This is a genomic window from Ruegeria sp. CDSA021, assembly GCF_059612325.1.
Genome location: NZ_JBXWQJ010000014.1, coordinates 47,359 through 59,929 on the forward strand (window position 1 = coordinate 47,359; position 12,571 = coordinate 59,929).

Here is a 12,571-nt window from a genome sequence, read left to right on the forward strand (position 1 = left end):
ATACCGCACCTGCTTCATAGTCAGTGGCGGTTGTGTGCCGGGTGCAGTTCCATCCCCACCTGGTCGCATTCTCTCTTCGGCGTAACACCACTTGCATCGAAGAGAGCGCTTCGCGAAGAAAACCGGGGCCAATTTCGGAGTTTTTTGGAGTGTCAGTGGCCACTGTGATCGCCTTTCCGCCTTTCAAAAATGGGTCAGTAAAGTTTACATAATAACTATTATGAGGTTCGGAATCTGAGCAGCAGGAAGCTGGATGCCGGAACACAGCACTGAGCCCTTCGCGGGCTTCGTAGAAAGCCTGCTTTCAGCTCAGATCAATCAGCCGGAAGGTTTGGCTGATATGTCGGGATGTCCTGCTCTGCGCTGTGGCCGGTCAGTGCTGTGCGGCCGAAAGCTCAGGCACGTTGTCTGGGTCCGCACCCATTGACTCTGGCGCGGCGCTGTCCAATCTAGGATCGGCATCTAGGGTTACTGTTTTTACCATAGTACAGTTCTCTCTTGATGTTGGAGGAATGCCCGGATGGATTTGGGGCGTTTCTTGTCCTGTCGGTTGTTGGCGCAATCGACAGGACCGCTTATTGCTTAGTGAGATTGCTTTATTGTCATAAACTGTTGTGTGATCCTTTCTTTTAACCACACCAAGACCTGCGTTTACCGCCAGAGTATGGGCGCGCGAGACCCTCGGAAATCAGGATGGTCCCGACGTCCTGCCCAGCCACACGCCCAACCGCCAGGAAGCGGTCATGCACGTCCAGATCTGGTTGGATGAACAACTCTATCTGGCCCGCCGTTTTGATGATCTCTGTCAGCCTTGCTTTCGCTTTCAATCCCAGAGTCATTTCCGCACGGCATTGCGGCCGGTAGGTCTCAGGCGTATCGAAGCCAACGAGCCGGTAGCGGTCGTCGCCGTGGTCGATCGTGTCACCATCAATGGCAATCACCTCGGACGCGCTAAGGGTCTTTGTTTGTTTTGATGGTTCAATCCAAACCGCAGCAATGAACAAAGACGCGAGTGGAGCACTGAGAAACAAGAGCCGTTTCATGTGCCCTGCCCCAGTATTTTGATGTGCCGAGTTCTCGAACGTGACCGATCAGGTTTTGGATTTCGCGTCCAGGGCCTGAGCTGCTTCGAGACCCTCTGGGGTAATCGACTCGATCGTGTAATCTGATTTGACGCAGAGAATGCGCCCGTCGCCAAATTCCTGGTGATGCTTAAAAAGCCCCGGCCAAAGATCGAACTCTCTGGGCTCAGCGCCCGCTCGAGAGATCTTCGACTTGCACAAGGCTCCGACATAGTTCGGCGAGCTGTAAATGCAGTGGTACTTAGGTCGTCCAAGGGAAGCGAGTCCGATAAATTCGTAGCGGCATGTAAAGGGAACCTGATCTTCTTTCAGGCCCCGGACCATCTCGATGGTTACCACAGTGTATTGTCTCTTGTTGTCCGCCATGACGACCCCCTATGGGCCGTCTTCTACATCCAAAAGTTGTGGACTAAAACACAATCTACGTCAATATAAGAAAGTACGCCAATATACGATATTGGATTGTCAGAAATATATTGGCCGGATATTGCTTAGGCGATTCGCAAGCAGGAGAGACTATCATGAACCACTCAAAGCCCAGAATTCAAAGCCGCGCGAAGGCCCTTGCAGTTGCACTCGCTGCACTGCCGGCCACGCAGGCCAGTGCCTATCCAATTGACTGTGCCATATTCCTTTGCCTCGCCGGGGGTTGGCCAAGTTCGACTGATTGCGTCGCAGCCAAGGGGGAGTTCATTCGGCGCATCACACCCTACCCGGTCGAACCGCCGCTCCAACTCTGGCGCTGTCCAATGAAAGCTTCAGAGAGCTTCTTAGGCTTGAGCCCCATGGAAAGGCTGGGCGCCATCAAGCGCAACAGTGCCAGCCCTATTCCAGAGCTTCCATCTGACGATACGACAGAGCCATTGCTGGTAGATGCTGCGATCTCAACAGAAGCGATCCAGGCATTTCATGGCCAGTCCGGCGATAGCTTTCAAGCCACTCCGATCAGCGTCGATCATTCCTCACCCGATTTCGACGTTGTCAGGTCCATCAGGGTTTGGGATGTGCGCCACTACAGCTATCGCCGTCGTTCGCGAGAGGGCGATTGTGAGCGCTCGCTTGATTTTGTGGTTGGCACATATGACGACAACGCGAGCTTTCACTGGTCCGATCGCGCTCCTGCGCCAATCCCAGCCTGGCTGCCCCTTGGCAATCGCTGTGAGCCTCCCAGCTACTTCCGCGGCGTTGGTGTCGAGTGGACCGACATATTCGGGTTCAGTGATTATGAACTCATTCGATACTGACGTGTTTACCTGCGGCACAACGCGTTGCTCCTGGCTATGCCACCAAAATCGCCAGCCGTATTTTTAAACCAGGCCGTTTGGCCCGGAGGAATAACCTAGCCCCAGAAACAAAAAAACCCCGCAAGGCGGGGCCTCAGCGGGGATCTTCTTAAGTCAAGTTTGATCACCTGATTTATAGGAAGTTCCCAAATTACTGACAAGGATAAACGCATCTGTGCGAACGGTTTTTCTCTGTCTTTTCGCTGAGGTTCGAGCCGCCTTGCTTCCCCAATGAGAAGCAGACCATGAGACCCCTGAACCATACCGAATACCCTGCCCCGCTAAGCCGCGATGCCAATACTGACCTTTGCCAGGTGAGGTCGAAACCATGAGCTTTCGGCACATCTCATCCGCCCATCATCACAAAAATATACGCTTCCATAACGGCCTTCCCGAGGGCTGGAACCGTGACCGGTTTCGGCAGCTTTGTGTGTGCTACGCCCAGATCAGAGGCGCATCCGCCCAGTGTATTCGCACCTTTGAGATCATCATCGACATGATCTCGCCATGTGCGTTTCGCGATCTGTCCCAGGAACCTTTTTGCTACGCGCGTCAGGAAACACTGATCGCCGGGCGTGGCGTGACAGATCGGACAATCCACAATCACGAACGCGATCTGGAAGCCATTGGATTGATCGAACGCAGGCTTGGCGCAAACGGGGCACGGTGTAGGCGCAAGGGGCTTGGACTGTTCCTGTCCCCTGCCCTGGACCTCATATCCGAGATGCTCGACGCGGAGGTGCGAAGCAAGGCCGAAAAGAAAGAACATGATGAGCTGCGCGGTGATCGATCACGGCTTTATCGATATGTGAAGCACAGCCTGGCGGTTCTTGTCTCACTCCCCTGCCCACCTGTCGGCGCTGACGAATTGTTGGCCAAATTTGATACTTGGCCGCGTTCTGACAAGCTGAAATACATGTCGTTGGAGCAGCTCAGGATACATGTTCAGGAGGCTAATGGCCTTTGGAAAAGGATCGAAGAGCTGGTTGCTCAACCCGGTGAAATTTCGGGTGAACCCGAAGCTTGTTTCGGGTCCCATATACAAGATCAAATTGAAGAAAAAATTCTGTCCTGTAACGCCGATGCCGAGATTTCAATGCCCTCGGCTAAAGCCTCGGACCCAAATTGTTCGGGCTCCGGGCCTGACGGCCCTGCGCATTGCTTAGAAAGCAATCATCCGACTGATATGGTACCTCACAAGTCCCAAAAACTGCCTCGGGTGAATAACCGCATCCTGTATGACCTGGCATCTCCCGAGCTTCGTATGCATATCGATATCGCTGGAAGCGGCGCCCAGAGTTTCAACCCTACCCTCTATGCGATTGAAACCGGCGTTTGGTCCCGGCTTTCGGAAATTGGCACCAATGTCTCCGCTTGGCATATGGCGATTGATCGTCTGGGTGTCATGGGCGCAATCCTGGCTGGGTTGATCACGGATGCGAGGCTGAGTGACCCTAAACTGCCGCCGGTGGTTAATCCGGGAGGATATCTCCGGGGCATGGTTAAGGCCGATGAACGAGGTGAACTGAACCTGATTTCCAGTTTCATGGGGCTTTTGGCGCGAAGGGCGCGGGAGGAGGAAGATGGGCTTCGCGAGGACCGTGGGAACTTATATTAGTTTGGAGGTGCGTACGTCGCCGGCTTCTCAAATTCACGCGTCTCATCAGCGGGTTTCCGCTCTGTTGCCGCATCCTGAACAGAACAGTATTCAAATCTGTGATTGGCTACGGGAATTCCCGAGTGGTTTGTTCAGCTTTAGGTTGCTAATCGGTCTCGACGGCAACGCGAGACAGAAAGACAATCTATGAAAATCGCAGATATTGGCAGTTCTGAACTGGATTTCAGGCAATCGGGGGAGGCACGCCTCCAGGAAATTTGCCAAAGGTTTGGATTTGAAAACGCATCCTACGCCCATATCGACAAGCATCACAACGTGGTCCACGGCTGCACCACATTCCCCGCTGAATGGGTCAGGCATTACGTCGACAACGACCTGGTCATAGCCGATCCTCTCATTCGGTTTGGAGCCAACATGATCGCACCAATCGACTGGGCAGTATTTGATGAACAGCGTGAACACGCGCCGCTATTCGACGCCGCCAGAAAGTTCGGCGTGGGACAGAACGGTCTTTCAATTCCAGTGATCAACCCTTTTGGCGAGCGCGGCGTGTTTACCGTCACGTCCAATGCGCCGCGTCCTGAATGGGACGCCTTGGTCGTGAGAATACTCCCTGCTCTTCGCCATGAAGCGCAGGTCCTGCATCTGCTTGCCCTCGATGTCATTGAAACCGTATTCAACTTTCCCTCGGATTCCCTCTCTGGTGATGAGTTGGATGTGTTGAAAATGCTCGCGTCGGGTTTGATACCGTCTGTCATTGCTAGGCAATTGGGGCACGCTTCGCGAACCGTTGATGCGCTGACTGCTTCGATCACCACCAAGCTTAAAAGCCGGACGATCGAACAGGCGGTTGCGCGGGCAGTCAGTACCGGTTTTCTTAAGTGGAGTGATTTCTTTGCCGACCCTGTGGCCGAACTGGTCAAAATGGAAAGTCAGCGACTCTGCGGTGGGATCGTCCGCTGGGGTGGCAGGTCTCACGAGTTTATCGCTTTTGAAGATGGCAGACTGGTTCGGAACGCTGATAGCTTTCAGCAGGTCCAGATCACGGATCTCGCGAGAGAGTTCAACTTGAGTGCAAACGAGGTGGTCGAGGAACTTGGGTGCAACCGGGATCAAAATGTGTGGATCAGGTATCTCTGAATTCGGCTAAAACGCACTGCTTCGTCTTTAAAAAGACCGCAGGCGCACGTTGCACATAATTTCACTTACGCCGGAAAATTGTGAGGCCGGGGGACATTCTAAACTGGGGCTGCAGCAGTGCCCCTTTCATTTTCGTCGAATGCAGATCACATCACCGCGCCGATTTGCCAGGGGACAAATTCAACGCCCCCAAAGCCAAGTTCCTCGCTTTTGGTCTTTTCTCCCGAGGCGACGCGGATGAGCATTTCAAACAGCTCTTCGCCTTTTGTCTCGATGCTGATCCCGTTGGTCACGATGTCACCGCAGTTCAGGTCCATGTCGTCGGCCATGCGGGCATACATCTCGGAATTGGTGGCCAGCTTAATACAGGGCGTCGGCTGATACCCCGAAACCGAACCGCGCCCGGTGGTAAACACGATCAGGTTTGCGCCCGAGGCCACTTGTCCGGTCACCGAACAAGGATCAAACCCGGGGCTATCCATGAAAACGAACCCGTGCTTATCGACCATTTCACCGAATTTGTAGACGTCGCGAAGAGGCGCGGTGCCTCCTTTGGCAACAGCACCCAGCGATTTTTCCAGAATAGTAGTCAACCCGCCGCGCTTGTTGCCGGGGCTTGGGTTGTTATCCATCTCACCGCCGTTGCGGGCAGTGTAATCCTCCCACCAGTGTATGCGTTCGATCAGTTTTTCGCCAACTTCGACCGTTTCAGCCCGCCGGGTCAGCAGATGCTCTGCCCCGTAGATTTCCGAGGTCTCCGACAGGATCGTTGTTCCGCCATGACGCACCAGCAAGTCTGAGGCATATCCCAAGGCCGGGTTTGCGGTGATCCCCGAATATCCATCCGAGCCACCACATTGCATACCCACTGTGATGGCACTGATCGGAGACGGAGCGCGTTCGGCCTGATTGGCCAATTCAGCGATACCGCGCAATTCTTCCAGCCCCCGTTCGATGGTACGCCGGGTTCCACCCTCGTTCTGAATGGTCATATAGCGCAAGGCACCGTCAGCGCGGATTGATCGCCCGCCGACAAGGTCCGCCACCTGCATGACCTCACACCCCAGGCCAATCAGCAGGATACCCCCGAAATTAGGATGCTGCGCATACCCGGCCAGCGTCCGGAACAGGGTGGCATACCCCTCATCCCTGCCGGACATTCCGCAACCGGTCCCATGCACAATCGGCACCACGCCGTCGACATTGGGAAAACTGTCTAACAGACCGGATTTTTCCGCCGCTTCGGCGATAAAACGCGCCACAGAACCCGAGCAGTTCACTGTGGTCAGAATACCGATGTAGTTTCGGGTGCCCACCTTTCCGTCGGTGCGATGGTATCCATCGAATGTCCACTCTTCAGTCAGAGCAGGCAGCGGGGCGTTGGCGCTGGCATGCGCATAGTCTTGTTGATGCGCGCCCATAACGAGGTTGTGCACGTGGATATGTTCACCCGGCGCGATATCGCTTTTGGCTTGCCCGATGATCTGACCATAACGAACAACGTTTTCGCCAATTTGGATTGATGACACCGCAATTTTGTGACCGCGGGTAACAGGCGCAGCCAGGGGCACCGGTACATGTGCCGGTTGTTCGCCCGCCTGCAAGTCTCGCAGAGCAATGACGATATTGTCCTGTGGATTAAGCTTCACGACGTCGCGCGTCGCCTTTTCCAAAACATCTATGCCACCGTTTGCTTGCATCTCTTCCCCGCTTGCTTGACCAATGTTGCTAAATCCAGAACCCACACTTGTCAACTAACATGTTAGAATGCTAAGTAGCCAAACATGAACAAACACCAAGATATTAATGCCGCGCTGCTGCCTGAGATCACGACGATCGAAGGGCCGCTGACACAACGGGTTCACCACTCCCTGAAGCAGGCGATTCTCTCGCTTGATTTCCCTCCCGGAGCAAACCTCCGGAAAGCTCCTGTGTGCGAACGATTGGGCGTATCACGCGCGCCTGTTGCAGACGCGATCGCGCGATTGGCCTCTGAAGGGCTGGTCGATGTGGTGCCGCAATCCGGCACCCGCGTATCCTATTTCTCGATGGATGAAATCCGCGAAGGCGTTTTCCTGCGCGAAGCGCTTGAGCTTGCAACCGTTGCCAAAGTCGCGCGCGATCTGACCGACGATCAGCGCAAGCGGTTGAGCCGCAACATGCGCCTGCAAGAGCTGTTGATCGAGGATGAAGACATCGCGGGCTTCTATCAGGCAGACGAAGAATTCCACGGCCTGCTGATGGAGTTCACCGGCTTTCGACGCCTCGCGGATGTCGCCCAGACCGTTTCACTACAAGTCAGCCGCGCCCGCATGCTGTTGCTGCCCACCCCTGGCCGGATCGCTGAAACATTGGCGGAGCACAGGGCCATTTTCGAGGCAATCAGCAATCGCAACGAACAGGCTGCGCAGGACGCTATGAGTACCCACCTTGGGCAGTTGATGCCGCGCATCGAACAGTTGGAACAGCAAAACCCCGATTTGTTCAACCTCACCCCACAGCTGAATAGCGAGGCAGGATGACCGTTTCCCAGACAGAATTACTGAACAACCGGACCACACGGCCCGTTCCCCTGACCCGCATGGGGTTCGGCGGGGCGCCGTTGGGCAATCTATACCGCAAAGTCTCGGACGAGGACGCGCAGGCTGCATTGCAAGCCGCCTATGACGCAGGCATCCGTTTTTTCGACACCGCGCCGCAATACGGGCTTGGCCGGTCAGAGCATCGGTTTGGGCAGGCGATCGATCGGTTCGGTCGCGAGAACATTCAGCTTTCGACCAAGATTGGTCGCCTGTTGCTGGATTGCGAACCGCATGAGGTGACCCCCGAAGCCTTCGTCGATGTACCGCAGAAAAGAATCGTCTTCGACTATACCTATGACGGGGTGATGCGATCTTACGAGGCCAGCCGCGACAGGATCGGTGTGGCGAACTCTGACATTCTTCTGGTCCACGATGTCTGTGTCTTCAGTCAAGGCAGCCAAGAGGTTTCGGACGCCAAGGTGCGCGAGCTTTTTGACGGCGGGGGGTACAAGGCTCTGACCGAATTGCGCGATGCGGGTGAAATCGCCGCAATTGGCGCGGGCGTAAACGAATGGCAGGTCTGCGAAAAGCTGCTTGGGTTGGGCGACTTTGACGGGTTCCTGCTGGCCGGACGCTATACGCTGCTGGAGCAGGAAGCGCTCGACAGTTTCCTGCCACTCTGTGAGCAGCGCGATGTCGGGATCATCCTTGGGGGGCCTTACAATTCAGGCATTCTCGCCACCGGAGCTGTGCCCGGCGCCAAGTACAATTATGCAGACGCGCCGGAAGACATTCTGGACCGGGTCCGTAAGATCGAAGCGGTTTGCGCGGCGCACGATACTCCGCTGATCGCCGCAGCGCTGCAATTTGTGCTGGGTCATCCGTGCGTCAAAACAGTGGTGCCAGGGGCCGTCAACGCAGCAGAAGTCCAATCCAATGCGGCATTAATGGAGCGCGACATTCCTCCGGGTCTGTGGTCGGATCTGCGATCCGAAGGTCTAATCCGACAGGACGCGCCTCTGCCAAGCGAGGCCGCCGATGCTGCGTAACATCGACCCAATACTGTCGCCGGGGTTGCTTTATGCCCTGAGGGCCATGGGCCATGGTGACGAGATCGTCATCGCAGACGCGAATTTCCCGGGCTCCAGTAGCGGGCCAGACTGCATCCGGGCGGATGGGTCTTCGGCCAGTGAAGCGTTGCAAGCTGTGTTGTCCGTGATGCCGCTGGACACCTTCGTACCCGATCCGGCATTGACCATGCAAGTTGTCGGTGACCCGGAAGCGATTCCAGAAGCAGTCGCGGATTTTCAGCGTATCATCGACATGACCGCCGACAATCCAACCAAGGTTCAAGGCTTGGAACGGTTTGCGTTCTACGACCGTGCGGCCAACGCTTTTGCCATCATTCAGACAGGCGAACGCAGGCTTTATGGCAATATCATCTTGAAAAAGGGCGTGCTCGGATGAGGATCGACGCGCATCAGCATTTCTGGGCTTTGGCGCGTGGCGACTATGGCTGGCTGACGCCCGATCTGGACACGATCTACCGGGATTTCACCCCGGACGATCTAATGCCCCTGCTAAAGGCTGCCGGGATCGATGGCACGGTCCTTGTCCAAGCGGCACCCACCGTGCCTGAGACCGAATACATGCTCTCGCTGGCCGACCAGAATGCATTCATCAAAGGTGTTGTCGGCTGGGTTGATTTTGAAGCTAATGATATTGGCGCGCAGATTGCTGCGTTGGCCGCGCACCCAGCACTGGTCGGTCTCCGCCCGATGATACAGAACATCGCCGATCCTTTGTGGATGCTTGGTGAGACGCTGCAACCGGCGTTCGAGGCGACCCAACAGCACGACCTGACATTCGATGCGTTAACCTTGCCGCAACATCTGGGCCCGCTCAGACAACTTCTTGAGCGCCATCCTGATATGCGTGTGGTCATAGATCATGGATCGAAACCATTGATCAAAGACGGGATCTTCGGTGATTGGTCTGACAACATGGCGGCCTTGTCCCGAGATAGCAGCGCATGGTGTAAGCTGTCCGGTCTTGTGACGGAAGCCGCAGCAGACTGGACGACCGAAGACCTACGCCCCTATGTGGATCACCTGCTGAACACTTTCGGTCCGTCGCGTCTGATCTGGGGCAGCGATTGGCCGGTTTGCACCTTGGCTAGCAGCTACGAGCGTTGGTGTGAAACCACCGACACGCTGCTGAGCCAACTAAGCAACGCAGAACGCCAGGCGATCATGGGTGGGAATGCCGCCCGCGCCTATAGACTCAGGGACTGAAATGACCATACCTACATTGGACTCAAACGGACTGTGGCTCGGCCGTATTGAGCGTGCTGACGTCGGACCCAGCGTGGTAACCCTGCGCAACGGGCAGGTTGTCGATATTACGTCGAAAACGGCACCAACCGTCCGGGACATTCTCGAACGCGACGACGCAGCGGATTATGTACGCAACGCCCAAGGTGAAGATATCGGCCCCTTGCACGCCGACCACCAATGGCTCGCACCTTGCGACCTGCAGGTGGTTAAGGCCTGCGGTGTCACATTTGCCGGCTCCATGGTTGAGCGCGTGATCGAAGAACAGGCCGCTGGCGATCCTGCCAAAGCCGACGCGATCCGGGCGCGCATCGGGGACCGTATCGGAGACAGCCTCTGGAACATCGTACCGGGCTCGGACGCAGCCGCAGAGGTTAAAGAAGCGCTGATCGCTGAAGGTCTCTGGAGCCAGTATCTGGAAGTCGGGATCGGCCCCGACGCCGAAGTGTTTTCAAAGGCGCAGGTCCTGTCATCAGTCGGGTTCGACGCGGATATCGGGCTGCACCCCGTTTCGACCTGGAACAACCCTGAACCCGAAGTTGTTCTGGCCGTTACCTCAAAGGGCGAGATCAAGGGCGCAACGCTGGGCAATGATGTGAACCTGCGCGATGTCGAAGGGCGTTCGGCGTTGTTGCTAAGCAAAGCCAAGGACAACAACGCCTCCTGCGCGATCGGGCCAATGATCCGGTTGTTCGACGATGGGTTCACGCTGGATGATGTGCGTCAGGCTGAACTGACACTGACCGTCACCGGACCGGATGGGTTTGTGCTGAACGGCAGCTCGTTCATGTCCCAGATCAGCCGCGATCCTGCAGATCTTGTGAAGCAGACAATCGGACGCCACCACCAATATCCTGACGGGCTGATGCTGTTTCTCGGCACGCTCTTCGCCCCAACTCAGGACCGGGATACCCCTGGCGGCGGGTTCACGCACAAACTTGGCGACGTCGTCACCATCGCCAACACTCAGCTTGGGGCGCTGACGAACACCGTGCGCCTTTCAACGGAATGCCCCGAATGGACCTTCGGGGCGTCACACTTGATGCGAAACCTCGCCCATCGCGGCCTTCTGTAAGAGAGAACGAGTATGTTGACTGGAAAACACCTGATCGCTGGCAAATGGGTCGGCGCAGATGCGACTTTTGCATCCGAACCCGCGCATGGACCAAGCCATGATTTTTCTGTCGGGACGGCGGCATTGGTCGATAGCGCAGTGCAATCGGCTGAGGCGGCGTTTGCCACTTTTGGATGGTCCTCGCGCGCCGAGCGCGCGGCGCTTCTGCGCAAGATCGCAGATGAGATTGACGCACGTGGAGATGCCATCACCGAGATCGGCACTCAGGAAACTGGCTTGCCCCAGGCGCGCCTTCAGGGGGAACGCGGTCGCACCGTTGGCCAGCTACGCCTTTTCGCCAATCACATCGAAGCGGGTGATTATCTGGACATGCGCCATGACCCGGCGATGCCGGATCGCGCACCCTTGCCCCGCCCCGACCTGCGCATGATCCAGCGCCCGCTGGGTCCTGTTGCGGTGTTCGGCGCGTCAAACTTTCCGCTGGCCTTCTCGGTTGCGGGGGGCGATACCGCCGCGGCACTGGCCGCAGGATGCCCCATTGTTGTCAAAGGCCATTCTGCCCATCCCGGCACTGGCGAAATTGTCGCCCAAGCAATCGACGCGGCCATCAAGGCGACCGACACACATCCAGGTGTGTTTTCCCTAGTACAAGGCGGCAAACGGGACGTGGGCACGCGGCTGGTGCAGCATCCACTGGTCAGGGCGGTGGGCTTTACCGGCAGCCTGGCGGGCGGCCGCGCCCTGTATGACCTGTGCGCGCAGCGGGATGAACCTATTCCGTTTTTTGGTGAGCTGGGCTCGGTCAACCCCATGTTTATCTTGCCGCAAGCCGCTGCCGCGCGCGGGGCGGAGATCGGCGCGGGCTGGTCAGCTTCGCTTACCATGGGCGCGGGTCAGTTCTGCACCAATCCCGGCATTGCCGTGATCATTGACGGACCCGAAGCCGATGCATTTCAGGCGGCGGCTGAGAGCGGCCTATCCGCGGTAGCTGAACAGACAATGCTAACCGCTGGAATTGCGGCAGCGTATCGCGGCGGCGTTTCGCGCGTCGCCGCCGGTAAAGGTGTTTCCAAGATCATGGGCACCGTTTGCGAGACGCGCGATGCCGCGCCGTACCTGTTCGCAGTCTCCGGCGAAAACTGGCTGGCCGACCGCAAGCTGCAGAAAGAGGTTTTCGGACCAATGGGCATTATCGTACGCGTGAACGACAGCTCTCAGATGCAACAGATCGCGCGGACCATCGAAGGGCAGCTGACCTGCACACTACATCTGGACGCTGGCGACAAACCCGAGGCTCAGGCGCTGCTTCCTCTGCTTGAACGAAAGGCGGGGCGCCTATTGGCCAACGGCTTCCCAACCGGCGTCGAAGTGTGTGACAGCATGGTTCACGGCGGCCCCTACCCCGCATCAACTAACTTTGGCGCAACATCCGTGGGAACATTGTCGATACGCCGTTTCCTGCGACCAGTTTGTTATCAGGACATCCCAACAGACTTACTGCCCGAGAAATTTTGAGGC

Annotated in this window: 12 protein-coding genes; 9 read left to right on the plus strand and 3 right to left on the minus strand. The window is 56.7% G+C overall.

What is annotated here, in order from left to right:
- Positions 1 to 629: 629 nt before the first annotated feature.
- Positions 630 to 1,043 (minus strand): thermonuclease family protein, encoded by a 414-nt coding sequence (locus tag AC2FLD_RS17495; protein ID WP_496671815.1) that lies wholly within the window; start codon positions 1,041 to 1,043, stop codon positions 630 to 632.
- Positions 1,044 to 1,091: 48 nt separating this feature from the next.
- The gene (locus tag AC2FLD_RS17500; RefSeq protein ID WP_142638830.1) at positions 1,092 to 1,448 is read right to left on the minus strand and encodes a hypothetical protein; all 357 of its coding nucleotides are present in this window, start codon (positions 1,446 to 1,448) and stop codon (positions 1,092 to 1,094) included.
- A gap of 155 nt (positions 1,449 to 1,603) precedes the next feature.
- Here AC2FLD_RS17500 and AC2FLD_RS17505 point away from each other — a divergent pair, with 155 nt between their 5' ends.
- The 3 genes from AC2FLD_RS17505 (at position 1,604) to AC2FLD_RS17515 (ending at position 5,123) form a co-directional block, all read left to right on the plus strand.
- Positions 1,604 to 2,326 (plus strand): hypothetical protein, encoded by a 723-nt coding sequence (locus tag AC2FLD_RS17505; protein ID WP_496671812.1) that lies wholly within the window; start codon positions 1,604 to 1,606, stop codon positions 2,324 to 2,326.
- Positions 2,327 to 2,693: 367 nt separating this feature from the next.
- On the plus strand, positions 2,694 to 3,983 hold the full coding sequence (locus tag AC2FLD_RS17510) for a helix-turn-helix domain-containing protein (protein WP_496671809.1): 1,290 nt from the start codon (positions 2,694 to 2,696) through the stop codon (positions 3,981 to 3,983).
- A gap of 186 nt (positions 3,984 to 4,169) precedes the next feature.
- Complete coding sequence (locus AC2FLD_RS17515; protein ID WP_496671806.1) at positions 4,170 to 5,123, plus strand: autoinducer binding domain-containing protein; 954 nt, start codon at positions 4,170 to 4,172, stop codon at positions 5,121 to 5,123.
- Between the two features lie 146 nt (positions 5,124 to 5,269).
- On the opposite strand, the gene AC2FLD_RS17520 is transcribed toward AC2FLD_RS17515, so the two are convergent.
- Positions 5,270 to 6,823 (minus strand): UxaA family hydrolase, encoded by a 1,554-nt coding sequence (locus AC2FLD_RS17520; protein WP_496671803.1) that lies wholly within the window; start codon positions 6,821 to 6,823, stop codon positions 5,270 to 5,272.
- Between the two features lie 84 nt (positions 6,824 to 6,907).
- Here AC2FLD_RS17520 and AC2FLD_RS17525 point away from each other — a divergent pair, with 84 nt between their 5' ends.
- Genes AC2FLD_RS17525 through AC2FLD_RS17550 form a run of 6 tightly spaced genes read left to right on the plus strand, consistent with a single transcriptional unit; the run spans position 6,908 to position 12,568 of the window.
- On the plus strand, positions 6,908 to 7,645 hold the full coding sequence (locus tag AC2FLD_RS17525; protein ID WP_496671801.1) for a GntR family transcriptional regulator: 738 nt from the start codon (positions 6,908 to 6,910) through the stop codon (positions 7,643 to 7,645).
- Positions 7,642 to 8,694, plus strand: coding sequence for an aldo/keto reductase (locus AC2FLD_RS17530; RefSeq protein ID WP_496671798.1), 1,053 nt, complete (start codon positions 7,642 to 7,644; stop codon positions 8,692 to 8,694). The genes AC2FLD_RS17525 and AC2FLD_RS17530 overlap by 4 nt, the downstream gene beginning before the upstream one ends.
- Complete coding sequence (locus AC2FLD_RS17535; RefSeq protein ID WP_496671796.1) at positions 8,684 to 9,112, plus strand: RbsD/FucU family protein; 429 nt, start codon at positions 8,684 to 8,686, stop codon at positions 9,110 to 9,112. Before AC2FLD_RS17530 ends, AC2FLD_RS17535 begins: the two co-directional genes overlap by 11 nt.
- A complete protein-coding gene (locus AC2FLD_RS17540; RefSeq protein ID WP_496671793.1) occupies positions 9,109 to 9,939 on the plus strand; it encodes an amidohydrolase family protein in 831 nt (276 codons plus the stop codon). Before AC2FLD_RS17535 ends, AC2FLD_RS17540 begins: the two co-directional genes overlap by 4 nt.
- A 1-nt stretch (position 9,940) precedes the next feature.
- A complete protein-coding gene (locus AC2FLD_RS17545; RefSeq protein WP_496671791.1) occupies positions 9,941 to 11,053 on the plus strand; it encodes a fumarylacetoacetate hydrolase family protein in 1,113 nt (370 codons plus the stop codon).
- A gap of 12 nt (positions 11,054 to 11,065) precedes the next feature.
- Positions 11,066 to 12,568, plus strand: a complete 1,503-nt coding sequence (locus AC2FLD_RS17550; RefSeq protein ID WP_496671789.1) for an aldehyde dehydrogenase (NADP(+)) — start codon at positions 11,066 to 11,068, stop codon at positions 12,566 to 12,568.
- Positions 12,569 to 12,571 lie beyond the last annotated feature (3 nt).